The 14681-nt window shown below is 57.6% G+C and carries 15 protein-coding genes; 12 read left to right on the plus strand and 3 right to left on the minus strand.

Going from position 1 to position 14681, the window contains the following annotated elements; genetic code table 11:
* Positions 1-29: 29 nt before the first annotated feature.
* Both KGB06_RS05170 and KGB06_RS05175 read left to right on the plus strand, forming a co-directional pair.
* Complete coding sequence (locus KGB06_RS05170; RefSeq protein ID WP_223512277.1) at positions 30-524, plus strand: LEA type 2 family protein; 495 nt, start codon at positions 30-32, stop codon at positions 522-524.
* Positions 521-730 carry an SEC-C metal-binding domain-containing protein gene (locus tag KGB06_RS05175; RefSeq protein WP_150780435.1) on the plus strand — a complete coding sequence of 70 codons (210 nt, stop codon included), beginning with the start codon at positions 521-523 and terminating at the stop codon, positions 728-730. Before KGB06_RS05170 ends, KGB06_RS05175 begins: the two co-directional genes overlap by 4 nt.
* Before the next feature lie 115 nt (positions 731-845).
* On the opposite strand, the gene KGB06_RS05180 is transcribed toward KGB06_RS05175, so the two are convergent.
* Entirely contained in the window at positions 846-1400 is a 555-nt protein-coding gene (locus tag KGB06_RS05180; protein WP_223512278.1) for a cysteine hydrolase family protein, read from the minus strand.
* A gap of 216 nt (positions 1401-1616) precedes the next feature.
* Here KGB06_RS05180 and KGB06_RS05185 point away from each other — a divergent pair, with 216 nt between their 5' ends.
* The 8 genes from KGB06_RS05185 to KGB06_RS05220 all read left to right on the plus strand — a co-directional run bounded on the left by KGB06_RS05185 (position 1617) and on the right by KGB06_RS05220 (position 11486).
* Positions 1617-4067: a penicillin acylase family protein gene (locus tag KGB06_RS05185; protein WP_223512279.1), complete on the plus strand. Its 2451-nt coding sequence runs from the start codon at positions 1617-1619 to the stop codon at positions 4065-4067.
* Between the two features lie 191 nt (positions 4068-4258).
* Positions 4259-5293, plus strand: a complete 1035-nt coding sequence (locus KGB06_RS05190; protein ID WP_223512280.1) for a ligase-associated DNA damage response exonuclease — start codon at positions 4259-4261, stop codon at positions 5291-5293.
* Positions 5290-6978: an ATP-dependent DNA ligase gene (locus KGB06_RS05195; protein ID WP_223512282.1), complete on the plus strand. Its 1689-nt coding sequence runs from the start codon at positions 5290-5292 to the stop codon at positions 6976-6978. Before KGB06_RS05190 ends, KGB06_RS05195 begins: the two co-directional genes overlap by 4 nt.
* A 312-nt stretch (positions 6979-7290) precedes the next feature.
* Positions 7291-8073 carry a transporter substrate-binding domain-containing protein gene (locus KGB06_RS05200; protein WP_223512283.1) on the plus strand — a complete coding sequence of 261 codons (783 nt, stop codon included), beginning with the start codon at positions 7291-7293 and terminating at the stop codon, positions 8071-8073.
* 56 nt (positions 8074-8129) lie between these two features.
* Entirely contained in the window at positions 8130-8858 is a 729-nt protein-coding gene (locus tag KGB06_RS05205) for an ABC transporter permease (RefSeq protein WP_046029301.1), read from the plus strand.
* The gene (locus tag KGB06_RS05210) at positions 8855-9565 is read left to right on the plus strand and encodes an ABC transporter permease (RefSeq protein WP_223512284.1); all 711 of its coding nucleotides are present in this window, start codon (positions 8855-8857) and stop codon (positions 9563-9565) included. Before KGB06_RS05205 ends, KGB06_RS05210 begins: the two co-directional genes overlap by 4 nt.
* A 24-nt stretch (positions 9566-9589) precedes the next feature.
* The gene (locus KGB06_RS05215; protein WP_223512285.1) at positions 9590-10708 is read left to right on the plus strand and encodes a succinylglutamate desuccinylase/aspartoacylase family protein; all 1119 of its coding nucleotides are present in this window, start codon (positions 9590-9592) and stop codon (positions 10706-10708) included.
* A gap of 13 nt (positions 10709-10721) precedes the next feature.
* Positions 10722-11486, plus strand: a complete 765-nt coding sequence (locus tag KGB06_RS05220; RefSeq protein ID WP_223512286.1) for an ABC transporter ATP-binding protein — start codon at positions 10722-10724, stop codon at positions 11484-11486.
* Positions 11487-11591: 105 nt separating this feature from the next.
* Here KGB06_RS05220 and KGB06_RS05225 read toward each other — a convergent pair whose 3' ends face one another.
* Together KGB06_RS05225 and dcd are read right to left on the minus strand one after the other, a co-directional pair.
* A complete protein-coding gene (locus KGB06_RS05225; protein WP_223512287.1) occupies positions 11592-11801 on the minus strand; it encodes a hypothetical protein in 210 nt (69 codons plus the stop codon).
* 106 nt (positions 11802-11907) lie between these two features.
* Positions 11908-12474, minus strand: coding sequence for a dCTP deaminase (gene dcd / locus KGB06_RS05230; protein ID WP_007904652.1), 567 nt, complete (start codon positions 12472-12474; stop codon positions 11908-11910).
* A 354-nt stretch (positions 12475-12828) separates the two neighbouring features.
* On the opposite strand from dcd, the gene KGB06_RS05235 reads away from it, so the two are divergent.
* Together KGB06_RS05235 and KGB06_RS05240 are read left to right on the plus strand one after the other, a co-directional pair.
* Complete coding sequence (locus KGB06_RS05235; protein ID WP_002554837.1) at positions 12829-13038, plus strand: cold-shock protein; 210 nt, start codon at positions 12829-12831, stop codon at positions 13036-13038.
* Between the two features lie 132 nt (positions 13039-13170).
* Positions 13171-14613: a toxin-antitoxin system YwqK family antitoxin gene (locus KGB06_RS05240; RefSeq protein WP_223512288.1), complete on the plus strand. Its 1443-nt coding sequence runs from the start codon at positions 13171-13173 to the stop codon at positions 14611-14613.
* The last annotated feature ends 68 nt before the right edge of the window (positions 14614-14681 follow it).

The following is a 14681-nucleotide window of genomic DNA, read 5'->3' on the forward strand; positions in this document are numbered from 1 at the left end:
TGTAGCAGGTTGAAGGGAGATACACGACCATGATCACCCGGCGACACGCACTTTATCTGCTCAGCCTGCTTCTGTTTTTGGGGCTCACCAGCTGTGCGTCCTGGTTCGAAGATGATGAGCCGGACCCCGAGGTACATCTGGTCAAAGTTGAAGTCGTGCGGGCAAAACTGCTGGAACAGCAATTTCTCCTGCACTTTCGTATCGACAACCCCAACGACAACGACTTGATCGTGCGCAGCCTCGAATACCGCATTCACTTGGGCGACATCCTGCTGACCGAAGGCGAGTACGACAACTGGTTCACGATCGGCCCCAAACACAGCGCCTACGTAAAAGTGCCGATCCGCACCAACCTGTGGCCCAAGGTACGAGACCTGGTGAAAATGCTGAAAAAACCCGACCAACCCATTCCCTATCGTCTGGAAGGTGAACTGAAAACCGGTTTTTTCATCCCTCATGACGTGCACCTGGCGCGCAATGGCGTGATAATCGCCGCCGATTTAATTCCGGAGCAACCCCGATGACCCAGCAACCCCACGTCCATGGCCCTGACTGCAACCACGATCATGACCATCACGACCACCATGATCACGACCATGGCCATGTTCACGGCCCGAACTGTGGCCACGCCCCCCAGGAACCGGTGCGCAACGCCCTTAAAGACGTCGGCCGCAACGACCCTTGCCCATGCGGCAACGGCAAGAAATTCAAGAAGTGCCACGGCGCTTGATGCTTCGGGCGAAGATATTTTTCGCCTGTTGAATCGCCTTCGCGAGCAGGCTCGCTCCCACACTGGACCGCGTTTCCCTGTGGGAGCGAGCCTGCTCGCGATGACTGACTTGAAGTCACCCCTTCAGGATCTGCGCAGTGCTGACGACCGTCGCATATTCCCCGTGCAAATTCCCCAGCGACATCGCATGCACGTCTTCGGCTGATCGGGCATTACCAAAATAATCCGCCTTATCGAAGGTAAAACACGCATCCTCCGCCACCCACGTTTCAAACCCCAGATTCCCGGCTGTTCGCGCAGTGGACTCCACCGAGTTGTTGGTTGCGACGCCAACAATCACCAATTGATCAATTCCCGCCTCGCGCAAACGTGCCTCCAGCCCCGTTGCACAAAAAGCATCCGGCACCTGTTTCTGGATCAGCTGTTCGCCAGTCATTGGCTCAAACCGTTGCTGAAATTCCACGCCTGATTGCTGCGGCCAGAACACTGAGTCCGGCGAGCGCGACAGGTGCTGCACATGAATCACCGGTCGCCCGGTTCGACGCCAAAACGCCAACAAATCAAGGATTCGTTCCTCGGCCTGTGGATTATTTCGGCGACCGAGTCGCGGATGCAGAATGCCTTTTTGTTGATCAATGATGATCAGCGCTGCGTGGGTCTTGAGCTCCATGCCGGTTTCTCTCATGCGGGGGATCATTGAATTTCACGCACTTCAGCATCACCTCCTCTAACAGGCAAGTCATTGAACACTGGAGGACTTCCCGACCGTATTGCGACAGTTCAATCAGACAAATCCTGAAATAACCCCGCCCGCCGCTTGCGCGCCCTCCTCCTGCTCACTAACGTAGCGCCTTTATTGCGCCTCTACCCCCGCAGGAGCTTTGCCATGGCCTCGCCAGCCCTTACACATTTTCTTCCCCGGTTCGGCGTTGCCGCAGCAGTAGCCAGTGTTTTGAGCCTGACCGGTTGTCAGACCATGAACGCTCAGGACACCCTTCCGCCGACCTCCGGTGTGCAGCCGCTCAAGGGCTTGGCGCAGAACGTTTCGGTACGTCGCAATGCCATGGGCATGCCGCTGATCGAAAGCAACAGCTACCACGACGCGTTGTTCGCCTTGGGTTACGTCCATGCCAGCGATCGCATTACGCAAATGGTGACGTTGCGCCTGTTGGCCGAAGGTCGTCTGGCGCAAATGTCCGGCGCTGACTTGCTGGATGCCGACCGCTATATGCGCGCGGTCAACCTGAAAAAAAATGCCGGCGAGCTGTATAAAGCTTCTTCGCCACGCCTCAAACGCTTCTTCGAAGTCTATGCTCGCGGCGTCAACGCCTACCTGTTCCGCTACCGCGACAAGCTGCCGGCGGACCTCGCGGCCACCGGTTACAAGCCGGAATACTGGAAACCGGAAGATTCGGCGCTGATTTTCTGCCTGCTGAACTTCAGCCAATCAGCCAACTTGCCGGAAGAAATTTCCTCGTTGATGCTGGCTCAGACCGTCACCACCGACAAACTTGCCTGGCTGACGCCGTCCGCGCCCGATGAAAAGCTGCCGCTGGCTGAAGCCGAAAAACTGCAAGGCATCAAGCTCAATGGGGCCATCCCTGGGTTGGCCGAGATCAATAAAGCCACGGGCCAACTGTCCGACCTGAATCTGTTGGGCGCCGGCTCGTCAAACAACTGGGCGATCGGCCCGCAACGCAGCCGCAGTGGCAAAAGCCTGCTGGCCAGCGACAGTGATGGTTCGCTCGGTGTGCCGTCATTGTTCAGTTACGTGCAGATCCGCGCGCCGAAATATCAGGCCTCGGGCGTGACCATTGCCGGATTGCCAATGGTGCTCGGAGGTTTCAACGGCAAAGTGGCCTGGAGCATGACCGCGGTCATGGGCGACAACCAGGACCTGTTCCTGGAAAAAATCAAACGCCAAGGCAACGGCCTCACGTACGAAGTGGCCGGCAAATGGCAGCCCGCAGTCGTGCGCAACGAAACCTACTTTGTCAAAGGCCAGCGGCCAGTTCGCGAAGCAGTGTACGAAACCCGTCACGGTCCGCTGCTCAACAGTGCCCAAGGCACGACACTGGCGAACGGTTTCGGTCTGGCCCTGCAAATGCCGAACTTCACCGACGACAAAACCCTGGACGCTTTTTTCGACCTGTCCCGGGCCCAGACCGTCGAGAAAGCGTCGGATGCCAGCCGCGAAATCCGCGCCATCGCACTGAACCTGGTCTTCGCCGACGCCAGCAACATCGCCTGGCAAGTCACCGGCCGCTACCCGAACCGCCGCGAAGGCGAAGGCCTGCTGCCGTCGCCGGGTTGGGAAGGTCGCTACGATTGGGACGGTTACGCCGACCCGATGCTGCATCCCTACGACCAGGACCCGGCCCAAGGCTGGCTCGGCACCGCCAACCAGCGCGTCATTCCCCATGGCTACGGCATGCAATTGTCCAATTCCTGGGCGGCACCGGAGCGTGGCGAACGCCTGGCCGAACTGGCGGGCGCGGGCAAACACGACACGCGTAGCGTGATCGTGATGCAGTATGACCAGACCACCACTTTCGCCGCCAAACTGAAGAAAATGTTTGAAGCCCCGGGCATGGCCCAGCCACTCAAGCAGGCGATTGAAGCGTTGCCGGTTGCCGATCGAGCTAAGGCTCACGAGGCGTATACGCGCCTGATAGCGTTCGACGGCAAGCTCGCCGCGACCTCCGCCGATGCAGCGATGTATGAATTGTTCCTGCAGGAAAGCATGAAACAAATCTTCCTCGACGAACTCGGCCCGCAAAGCAGCCCGGCGTGGAAAGCCTTCGTGGCCAACGGCAAGTTGTCCTACGCCGCTCAAGCCGATCATCTGCTGGGGCGCGAAGACAGCCCGTTCTGGGATGACGCGCGCACGCCGCAAAAAGAAGACAAGCCTGCGATTCTCGCACGCAGTCTGGCAGCGGCGATCAGCACCGGTGACAGTCAGTTGGGCGGCGATCACAAAGCCTGGCAGTGGGGCAAACTGCACCGCTACGAATGGAAAAACGCCAACGGCCAGACCGTTCGCGGGCCGGTCGCGGCGGGCGGTGACCACACCACGCTGAACACGGCGGCCTTCGCTTGGGGTCAGGACTTCAATACCACGCTGGCACCGGCCATGCGCTTTATCGTGGACTTCGGCCAGGCAGAGCCGCTGATGGGCCAGAACAGCACCGGTCAATCGGGCAACCCTGCCAGCCCTAACTATCTCAACAGCATCGAGCCTTGGCTCAAAGGGCAATACATGAGCCTGCCGATGCAGCCACAGAACTTTGACAAGGTGTACGGCAAGACGCAATTGACCCTGACACCCGGCAAATAACCCCCCGATCCTGTGGGAGCGAGCCTGCTCGCGAAGAGGCCCAGTCAGCCACCATTTCTGGTGACTGACACACCGCCTTCGCGAGCAGGCTCGCTCCCACATGGGAATGTGATTGTTCAATGAAATTCAGATAGAACTTCTGGCTTCACGCCAACCTCATAGCTAACAAGCCCCCCCATCTTGGCAACGACATGGATCTTGTTATCGCGCGTCCTGAAGGTCTGTATTGCCCGGCCGGGGATTTCTATATCGACCCGTGGCGGCCTGTCGAGCGCTCGGTCATCACCCACGCTCACAGCGACCATGCCCGCAGCGGCAATCAACATTACCTGGCGGCATCAGCCGGCGAAGGCATCCTCCGTGCCCGCCTCGGTGCAGACATCAACCTGCAAACCCTGCCGTACGGTCAGCCCCTCAAACATCATGGCGTCACCCTGAGTTTTCACCCCGCCGGCCATGTGCTCGGTTCGGCCCAAGTGCGACTGGAATATGGTGGCGAAGTCTGGGTCGCCTCGGGGGATTACAAGACCGAAGCCGACGGCACCTGTGCGCCCTTTGAACCGGTGCGTTGCCACACCTTCATCACCGAGGCGACCTTCGGCCTGCCGATTTATCGCTGGCAACCTCAGGCGCAGGTATTTGCCGAGATCAATCAGTGGTGGCAGGCCAACGCCGCCGCCGACATGGCCAGCGTGCTGTTCTGCTACTCGTTCGGCAAAGCGCAGCGAATTCTCCACGGCATCGACCCCAGCCTCGGCCCCATTCTGGTGCATGGCGCCGTGGAACCGCTCAATCAGGTCTATCGCCAGAGCGGCGTTTACCTGCCGCCAACGATCTATGCCGGCGAGGTTCAAAAGAGTGACCCGATGATGCGCAAAGCGCTGGTTATTGCACCACCGTCAGCGGGCGGTAGTACCTGGATGCGTCGTTTCGGCGAGTACAGCGACGGCTTCGCCAGCGGCTGGATGCGCTTGCGCGGCACCCGCCGCCGGCGCGGTGTCGACCGGGGATTTGTGCTGTCCGACCATGCCGATTGGCCGGGTCTGCTCTGGGCCATTGAACAAACCGGCGCTGAGCGGGTAATGGTGACCCACGGTTCGGTCGCCGTCCTGGTGCGCCATCTGCGTGAACAGGGCCTTGATGCACAGAGTTTCAACACCGAGTACGGCGACGACGAGGAAGAAAACGCCAGGGTCGAACCCGAGCAAGACAAGGTGTTGCCATGAAGGCGTTCGCCGAGTTGTATGCCGAACTCGACACCACCACGTCGAGCAACGCCAAACTGGCCGCCATGCAACATTACTTTTCCCAGGCTGCACCGCAAGACGCCGCGTGGGCGGTTTATTTTTTGTCCGGCGGACGACCTCGGCAATTGGTGCCCGTGCGTGTGTTGCGTGAGCTGGCGGTAACGTTTTCCGGCCTTCAACCCTGGCTGTTCGAAGAGAGTTATCAAGCGGTGGGCGATCTCGCAGAAACCATCTCGCTGGTGCTGCCCGAATCACCGTATCGTTCCACCGACGGATTGGCGGTATGGATTGAAGACAAGCTGCTGCCCTTGCGCGGTGAGCCCCCCGAAGTGCTTGCCGAACAATTGCCCAGCCTCTGGTCGCAACTGGACCGCACCAGTCTGATGCTCTGCATCAAACTGATCACCGGCAGCTTTCGTGTGGGTGTCTCCAAGCTGCTGGTGACCCGCGCACTGGCGGCCATGGCCGGGCTCGACAGCAAGCGCGTGGCCCAGCGAATGGTCGGTTACACCGACCTGTCCCATCGGCCGAGCGCTGCCAGTTACCTGAAATTGATCGCGGCTGAATCCAGTGATGAACACGCCCAGCGTGGAGGGCAGCCTTATCCGTTTTTCCTGGCTCATGCGATGTCGCAACCGGTCGAGCAATTTGAAGTGCTGCTCGGCCCCGCGAGCCAATGGCTGGTGGAATGGAAATGGGATGGTATCCGTGCTCAGGTGGTCAAGCGCGACGGGCGTCTGTGGATCTGGTCGCGGGGTGAAGAGTTGGTGACCGAACGCTTCCCCGAACTTGAGCATCTGGTGCATGGTTTGCCCGACGGCACCGTGATCGACGGCGAAATCGTTGCCTGGAAAACGGCCGGATCCGACACCGAGGATGCATTTGATCCAACCGTACCTGCCACGCCAGCCGCGCAACCGTTTGCCCTGTTGCAACAGCGCATCGGACGCAAAATCCTCAGCAAAAAAATCCTCGACGATGTACCCGTGGTGGTCCTCGCTTACGACCTGCTGGAATGGCAAGGCGCCGACTGGCGCAATCGACCGCAGGCCACGCGTCGCACTCAGCTGGAAACGGTCGTCGCCACCTGCAACAGCCCGGCGTTACTCGCCTCACCGATACTCACCGGCGAAAACTGGTTCGACCTCGCTCGCCAACGGGAAGCCTCGCGCCGTCTCGGCGTCGAAGGCATGATGCTCAAGGCGCGGGATGCGCTGTACGGCGTCGGCCGAACCAAAGACATGGGTGTGTGGTGGAAATGGAAAGTCGACCCGTTCAGCGTCGACGCGGTGCTGATCTATGCGCAACGCGGCCACGGCAGACGGGCCAGTCTCTACAGCGATTACACCTTCGCGGTGTGGGACGCGCCGCCCGATGCCAGCGAACGCAACCTGGTGCCCTTCGCCAAGGCCTATTCCGGGCTGACGGATGAAGAGATCCGTCAGGTCGACAACATTGTGCGCAAAACCACCGTCGAGAAATTCGGCCCGGTCAGCAGCGTGAAACCGAGCCTTGTCTTTGAGTTGGGGTTCGAAGGCATTGCCCGGTCAAAAAGACACAAGAGCGGGATCGCCGTGCGTTTTCCGAGGATGCTGCGCTGGCGTCAGGACAAGACGGTTGAAGAGGCTGACGACCTCGGCACATTACAGAATTTACTGAGCTGACCTGATCTCTTTGTGGGAGCGAGCTTGCTCGCGAAGAGGGCGCATCAGTCGAGATGGTTGTGGCTGACACTCCCTCTTCGCGAGCAAGCTCGCTCCTACAGGGATTTGTGCCATCCTGAAACAACTTGGTGCAGCGCTTTCATGGCGCCCGTTTTCGTGCACAATTGCCGCGCAGTCATTTCTTGTATGACCTTTTAAAACGCTTGTTCGGGACTCTGGTTCGGAAATTGCTACTTTCATCAGGTCTTACGCTTTCCAGTAACAATAATTCTGCGCCACAAGCGCTCATATTGGTTCTTAAGGGATTGAATAATGAAAAAAGCATTGCTGACCTTTTCTGCACTGGCGTTGTGCATGGCTGCGGGCTCCGCGCTGGCCAAGGAATACAAAGAATTGCGTTTTGGCGTTGACCCTTCCTACGCACCGTTCGAGTCCAAAGCGGCCGACGGTAGCCTGGTCGGCTTCGACATCGATCTGGGGAACGCGATCTGCGCCGAGCTGAAGGTCAAGTGCAAATGGGTCGAAAGCGATTTCGACGGCATGATTCCGGGCCTCAAGGCCAATAAATTCGACGGTGTGATCTCTTCGATGACCGTCACCCCGGCCCGCGAAAAAGTCATCGACTTCTCCAGCGAGCTGTTCTCCGGCCCAACCGCCTACGTGTTCAAGAAAGGTTCTGGTGTGACGGCGGACGTCGCTTCGCTCAAGGGCAAAACCGTCGGCTACGAACAAGGCACCATTCAGGAAGCCTATGCCAAAGCCGTTCTGGACAAGGCCGGCGTGAAAACCCAGGCCTATGCCAACCAGGACCAGGTCTATGCCGACTTGACTTCCGGTCGTCTCGATGCAGGGATTCAGGACATGCTGCAAGCCGAACTGGGCTTCCTGAAGTCGCCACAGGGCGCCGACTATGATGTCAGCAAGCCAGTCGACAACGAACTGCTACCAGCCAAAACTGCCGTCGGCATTAAGAAAGGTAACACCGAGCTGAAAGCACTTTTGGATAAAGGTATCAAAGCGTTACACGATGATGGCACCTACGCCACCATTCAGAAGAAACACTTTGGCGATCTGAATCTGTTCAGCGGCAAATAATGCCCGGCGCCCATCTCGCGATGGGCGCTTTTTTCATCCGATCAGGTTGCTGATTTATGTTCGAAAACCTATTACAAAATCTGGGGCTCTCTGCCTTCAGCCTCAAGGGCTTCGGTCCGTTGCTGATGCAAGGCACCTGGATGACGATCAAGTTGTCGGCATTATCGCTATTGGTAGCCGTGTTGCTCGGGCTACTCGGCGCCAGTGCCAAGCTGTCAAAAGTCAAACTGATGCGCGTGCCTGCCCAGCTTTACACCACACTTATTCGCGGCGTTCCGGACCTGGTCCTGATGCTGCTGATTTTCTACAGTCTGCAAACCTGGCTGACGTCGCTGACCGATTACATGGAATGGGAATACATCGAGATCAACCCATTCAGCGCCGGGGTCATCACCCTTGGCTTCATCTATGGCGCGTATTTCACCGAAACCTTCCGTGGTGCGATTCTCGCCGTCCCACGGGGCCAGGTCGAAGCGGCCACCGCTTATGGCCTCAAGCGCGGCCAGCGTTTCTGGATCGTGGTGTTCCCGCAGATGATGCGTTATGCCCTACCGGGTATCGGTAACAACTGGATGGTGATGCTCAAGGCCACCGCGCTGGTGTCGATCATCGGCCTTGCCGATCTGGTCAAGGCTGCGCAGGACGCCGGTAAAAGCAGCTATCAGCTATTTTACTTCCTGGTACTTGCCGCGCTGATCTATCTGGTAATCACCAGTGCGTCCAACTTCATTCTGCGCTGGCTTGAACGTCGTTACTCCGCCGGTACCCGGGAGGCCGTACGATGATCGAACTTCTGCAGGAATACTGGAAACCTTTCCTCTATAGCGACGGCAACAACATCACCGGCCTGGCCATGACGATGTGGCTGCTCAGCGCCTCGATCTTCATCGGTTTTCTGGTGTCGATCCCGCTGTCCATCGCCCGGGTATCGCCGCATTTCTACATCCGTTGGCCGGTGCAGTTCTACACCTATTTGTTTCGGGGTACGCCGCTCTATATTCAGCTACTGATTTGCTACACCGGGATTTACAGTCTGGCTGCCATTCGCGCCCAACCGGTGCTGGATGCGTTCTTTCGCGATGCGATGAACTGCACCATCCTGGCCTTCGCCCTGAACACCTGTGCCTACACCACGGAGATTTTCGCCGGGGCGATTCGCAGCATGAACCACGGTGAAGTCGAAGCCGCCAAAGCGTATGGTCTGACCGGCTGGAAGCTGTATGCCTACGTGATCATGCCGTCGGCCCTGCGTCGCTCGTTGCCTTATTACAGCAACGAAGTGATCCTGATGCTGCACTCGACGACCGTGGCGTTCACCGCGACCATTCCGGACGTATTGAAAGTCGCTCGGGACGCCAACTCGGCGACCTTCCTGACCTTTCAGTCGTTCGGCATTGCCGCACTGATCTACCTGACCGTGACCTTTGCGCTGGTTGGCCTGTTCCGTCTCGCCGAACGGCGATGGCTGGCCTTCCTCGGGCCGAGCCACTAGGACCCGCTTTAGGAATAAAGAGACATGCGCCACCAGATTCATGACCTGCTGGCCCCGGTGCCGGGGACCGCACGACAGATTCACAGTTTTCATTACGGCCCCACGTCGGCCAAAGGCAAGATCTACATTCAGTCGTCACTGCATGCCGATGAGATGCCTGGCATGTTGGTGGCCTGGCACCTCAAGCAACGCTTGGCCGAACTCGAAGCCGCCGGCCGGCTGCGCAGCGAAATCGTGTTGGTCCCCGTGGCCAATCCGATCGGTCTGGAACAAGTGTTGTTGGAGGTTCCGCTGGGGCGCTTCGAACTCGAAAGCGGTCAGAACTTCAATCGCTGGTTCGTCGATGTGAGCGAAGCGGTCGGCAATGAGATCGAAGGCCAACTCGGTGACGATCCACAGCGTAACCTCGGGCTGATCCGCGACAGTTTGCGCAACGCCCTGGCCAAGCAAACCGCCAGCACCCAACTGCAATCCCAGCGCCTGACCCTGCAACGCCTGGCCTGCGATGCGGACATGGTGCTGGACCTGCATTGCGATTTCGAAGCCGTCACGCACCTTTACACCACACCGGAAGCCTGGTCGCACGTCGAGCCCTTGGCGCGATACATCGGTGCCGAGGCGAGCTTGCTGGCCACCGATTCCGGCGGCCAATCGTTCGATGAATGTTTCACCCTGCTCTGGTGGCAGTTGAGGGAGCGCTTCGGCGATCGCTTCGACATTCCGCTGGGCAGTTTATCGGTGACGGTCGAATTGCGCGGCCAGGGTGACGTCAATCATCCGCTGGCCAGCCTCGATTGCCAGGCGCTGATCGATTACCTGATTCACTTCGGTGCCATTGCCGGCGAACCGGCGCCACTGCCTGAGCTGCCCTACCCGGCCACGCCGCTGGCGGGAGTGGAACCTGTAGCCACTCCTGTCGGTGGCTTGCTGGTGTTCACCGCGCTGCCGGGGGAGTACCTGGAAGCCGGGCAACTGATCGCCGAAATCATTGACCCGATCAATGATCGCGTCACCCCCGTTCATTGCACCGCCGCCGGGCTGATGTACGCCCGCTCGCTGCGACGCATGGCCACTGCCGGCATGGTGATCGCGCACGTCGCGGGCGCCGAAGCCTATCGCAGCGGCTACCTACTTTCGCCTTGAGGATGCATGCCACATGTACAAACTGACCATCGAAGGCCTGCATAAAAGCTATGGCGATCATGAAGTCCTCAAAGGCGTTTCGCTCAAGGCCAACACCGGTGACGTCATCAGCCTGATCGGTGCCAGCGGCTCGGGCAAAAGTACGTTCCTGCGCTGCATCAACTTTCTGGAACAACCCAACGACGGCGCCATGAGCCTCGACGGGCAGAACATCCGCATGATCAAGGATCGTCACGGCATGCACGTGGCCGATGACAATGAGCTGCAACGGATCCGCACCCGCCTGGCCATGGTGTTCCAGCACTTCAACCTGTGGAGCCACATGACCGTGCTGGAAAACATCACCATGGCCCCGCGCCGGGTGTTGGGTTGCAGCAAGGAAGAGGCCGAAGACCGTGCCCGACGTTATCTGGACAAGGTCGGCCTGGCCCCGCGCGTTGCCGATCAGTACCCGGCGTTCCTGTCCGGTGGCCAGCAACAGCGGGTAGCCATTGCCCGGGCGCTGGCCATGGAACCGGAAGTCATGCTGTTTGACGAACCGACGTCGGCGCTCGACCCGGAACTGGTAGGTGAAGTATTGCGAGTGATCCAGGGCCTGGCCGAAGAAGGCCGGACCATGATCATGGTGACGCACGAAATGAGCTTCGCCCGCAAAGTCTCCAGCCAAGTGCTATTCCTGCACCAGGGGCTGGTGGAAGAAGAAGGCGCGCCGCAAGACGTGCTGGGCAATCCGAAGAGTGAGCGGTTGAAGCAGTTCCTGAGCGGCAATCTGAAATAATCCATCACCCGTAGGAGCAAAGCTTGCTCGCGCAGAATGCGACTCGGTTAATTAACGACCGCGTTTTCGTTCATCGCGAGCAAGCTTTGCTCCTACTTTTGGGTATCAGACAACAGGCGCCGGAGGCGGCTCATCCGGCAAGGTGGGTTCGCCAGGTTCTGTCGGTTGTTCGTTCGGGGTATCGGGGTCTGGTTGACCGGGAATGCCCCCCGCCATGTTGACGGGCGGATGTGCCAACAAGGACCAGGCCAAAACGCCAACCTGATTGGGCTCAAGCCTTGCCAGTTCGGCACTTATTCGCGGATCGATCTTCATAAAGCACTCCTGGGCGATGGCCCGACCCGCCTTGCGCGAATCGGAACGTACACTCCATAGAGTGTACGCTCGCTCAGGAATTCCCACGGTTTGTCAGACGGCTGACTCAGGTCCGCGGCAGGGTTACGCCACGCTGGCCCTGATACTTGCCGCCACGGTCCTTGTAAGACACTTCACATTCTTCGTCAGACTCAAGGAACAGCATCTGTGCCACGCCTTCGTTGGCGTAGATTTTCGCCGGCAGATTGGTGGTGTTGGAAAACTCCAGGGTCACGTGACCTTCCCACTCAGGCTCGAGCGGCGTGACGTTGACGATAATGCCGCAGCGCGCGTAAGTGCTTTTACCCAGACAGATGGTCAATACATTGCGCGGAATACGGAAGTACTCGACGGTGCTGGCCAGGGCGAAAGAGTTTGGCGGGATGATGCACACGTCGCTGTGGATGTCGACGAAACTGCCGGCATCGAAGTTTTTCGGGTCGACGATGGCCGAATTGATGTTGGTGAACACCTTGAAATGATTAGTGCAACGTACATCGTAGCCGTAGCTCGACACGCCATAGGAGATCACACGGCTATCGTCGCTGCCACGCACCTGGCGCTCAACGAAGGGTTCGATCATGCCGTGCTCTTGCGCCATGCGGCGAATCCACTTGTCCGATTTGATGCTCATGGCGGGTGTCCTGAATAGCGAGGTGGAAAAATTCTGTCCGGCATCTTACCGGGCGCGCGCTCCGGGTTCAAAGTCTGGGGCGCAATTCTCGCGGATCCCCCCTGAATTCAGGGCCTTTCCCCAAATTCGATAGACCGTCAGTCCTGAATTCAGAGAAACCTTCGCAAGAAGCATTGGCACGTTCGGGAAAAAGGGTTAAGGTGGCGCCACTGTGCTGCTTGTGTCACTGAGAATCTCTACACGATATGTTGAATTTCGATCCAACCATCTACAAGAATTTTTCCTGCTCTTTGCACTCAGTCTCGGCCAGGGTTCTTCCTGAGTCGCAGTTATCTTTGTTCAAGGAGTTACACCATGTCTAATCGCCAAACCGGTACCGTTAAGTGGTTCAACGATGAAAAAGGCTTCGGCTTCATCACTCCACAATCCGGTGACGACCTGTTCGTTCACTTCAAAGCTATCCAATCCGACGGCTTCAAAAGCCTGAAAGAAGGCCAACAGGTTTCTTTCATCGCTACCCGCGGTCAGAAAGGCATGCAAGCTGAAGAAGTTCAAGTTATCTAACTTGTACTTGCTTTAGTAAAAAGCCCCGCCCTTAAAAGCGGGGCTTTTTTGTGCCTGAATGTTTTGTATCGCCCCATCTCAGCTTCACCTCTATATGATTCGCGCCCTGGAAAATCACATGGAAGAAGCAGGATGCAATTCATCTCTTGGAAGTCAATCAGCTCCGCGCTGCTCGTACTGACGCAGCCACTCACAACCTACGCTGAAACACCCCCCGACCACCCAACAGTGATCGTCGGCATGAACCCTCGCGCAACCTATTTGGCGAAGGGTCCCGAGGTCAATGGTCACGCCGCAATTCAGCTTAGAGCTGCAGCGCTCCTGACGCTTTCAACTCCTCACGCTTGCGGGAGTAATGAGATCTACCTCACTCCGGAGTCCGCAGGCATCCCAGACGAGTCGTTTCGTCGCGCCCTCGACGAAGTCCAGGAACTGATTGACCAAAAAATTCCACTCTTGATAACGCTTTCGGCTTGCGAACGTAAACGAGCGTTTTTTGAGAAAGTGCGCCCCTGCACTCCAGAAGAGTGCGGCGAACTGATGACACCTTTGGTCAATGGCAAGCTCTATCTCGACGAGCATTTTGCGCCGATCGGCAAAGGCCAAGCGTCCTTCTATTTGAAGATGCCAATGCCCTACGACACTGACCTTAAGGCATGGAAAGCGGAAATTTTCTACATCGACACCCAAACTCTACGTCGCGACTATTTCGTCAACGCCGAGGATTTTGTTTCAGGCAGTCCCGTCTTCATCTCCAAAGCGTACTACCCAAGCGGAAAACTCCGTCGGGTCCAGCAGAACGATGCAAATGGCTTGCGCCAAGGCGAAGCCATTACACAATCCGAAAACGGTATCGTCATCAAGCGTGAAAACTATCTGAACAACAAACTGGAAGGCTCGCAGACTATTTATCACGACAATGGCAAGATCGCAGAGTCGTACAACTGGTACCAAGGCAAGCGGGTGGATGGCGAATACCCGGAATACGACGAAAACGGAGCACTGATCGGCAGCACCAATTACAAAAATGATGTCTGGGACGGCCCCGCCTTCAGCTACTACCCTAGCGGGAAGCTGAAAAGTCGAACAATTTTCGTCTCAGGCAAAGCTCAAGGGCCAAGCCCTAGGTACTTTGAAAACGGCGCCATCGAAACCACCCGAGACTATCTGGACGGCGGCCCTGACGGTTGGCTGATTGACTATTTCATCAGTGGAAAAACCAAAGAAAAGGCGTTTTATCAGAATGGAACTCGGCGTAGCTATGCCCGCTGGAACGAGCAAGGTATACAAACGTTTCAATGGCAACGGGACGAAAAAAATAGAAAACAGGGCGACTTCAAGGAATGGTTCAGCGATGGCCAATTAAGGGACCATAAAATCTATAAGGACGACAAATTAGAAGGACTCGCCCTCACCTGGCACGATAACGGCCAGCTAGCATCATCCTCGCCCTATTCGGACGGAAACCCTCACGGCCTGAGTCAATATTGGAAAAGAGACGGAAGTCTTAGCTCTGAATGTCGGTACGAGGCCGGAGTTCGCCAAGGGAAATGCACCTACCCGGGCAGAAGCTGATAATCCGCTCACTCCAAACATTGAAAAACGCAGAACGGATTGACTACCGATCCAAGAAAAAGCCCCGC

The sequence above is a fragment of the Pseudomonas sp. GL-B-19 genome (assembly GCF_019956415.1).
Classification (GTDB): Bacteria; Pseudomonadota; Gammaproteobacteria; order Pseudomonadales; family Pseudomonadaceae; genus Aquipseudomonas.

Excerpts from the sequence above, each read along its gene's own strand:
- KGB06_RS05240 (WP_223512288.1), top strand. The coding sequence starts at position 13,171 with ATGCAATTCATCTCTTGGAAGTCAATCAGCTCCGCGCTGCTCGTACTG.
- KGB06_RS05170 (WP_223512277.1), top strand. The coding sequence starts at position 30 with ATGATCACCCGGCGACACGCACTTTATCTGCTCAGCCTGCTTCTGTTT.
- KGB06_RS05205 (WP_046029301.1), top strand. The coding sequence starts at position 8,130 with ATGTTCGAAAACCTATTACAAAATCTGGGGCTCTCTGCCTTCAGCCTC.
- KGB06_RS05225 (WP_223512287.1), bottom strand. The coding sequence starts at position 11,801 with ATGAAGATCGATCCGCGAATAAGTGCCGAACTGGCAAGGCTTGAGCCC.
- KGB06_RS05220 (WP_223512286.1), top strand. The coding sequence starts at position 10,722 with ATGTACAAACTGACCATCGAAGGCCTGCATAAAAGCTATGGCGATCAT.
- KGB06_RS05180 (WP_223512278.1), bottom strand. The coding sequence starts at position 1,400 with ATGGAGCTCAAGACCCACGCAGCGCTGATCATCATTGATCAACAAAAA.
- KGB06_RS05175 (WP_150780435.1), top strand. The coding sequence starts at position 521 with ATGACCCAGCAACCCCACGTCCATGGCCCTGACTGCAACCACGATCAT.
- KGB06_RS05215 (WP_223512285.1), top strand. The coding sequence starts at position 9,590 with ATGCGCCACCAGATTCATGACCTGCTGGCCCCGGTGCCGGGGACCGCA.
- KGB06_RS05195 (WP_223512282.1), top strand. The coding sequence starts at position 5,290 with ATGAAGGCGTTCGCCGAGTTGTATGCCGAACTCGACACCACCACGTCG.
- KGB06_RS05200 (WP_223512283.1), top strand. The coding sequence starts at position 7,291 with ATGAAAAAAGCATTGCTGACCTTTTCTGCACTGGCGTTGTGCATGGCT.
- KGB06_RS05190 (WP_223512280.1), top strand. The coding sequence starts at position 4,259 with ATGGATCTTGTTATCGCGCGTCCTGAAGGTCTGTATTGCCCGGCCGGG.
- KGB06_RS05210 (WP_223512284.1), top strand. The coding sequence starts at position 8,855 with ATGATCGAACTTCTGCAGGAATACTGGAAACCTTTCCTCTATAGCGAC.
- KGB06_RS05235 (WP_002554837.1), top strand. The coding sequence starts at position 12,829 with ATGTCTAATCGCCAAACCGGTACCGTTAAGTGGTTCAACGATGAAAAA.
- KGB06_RS05185 (WP_223512279.1), top strand. The coding sequence starts at position 1,617 with ATGGCCTCGCCAGCCCTTACACATTTTCTTCCCCGGTTCGGCGTTGCC.
- dcd (WP_007904652.1), bottom strand. The coding sequence starts at position 12,474 with ATGAGCATCAAATCGGACAAGTGGATTCGCCGCATGGCGCAAGAGCAC.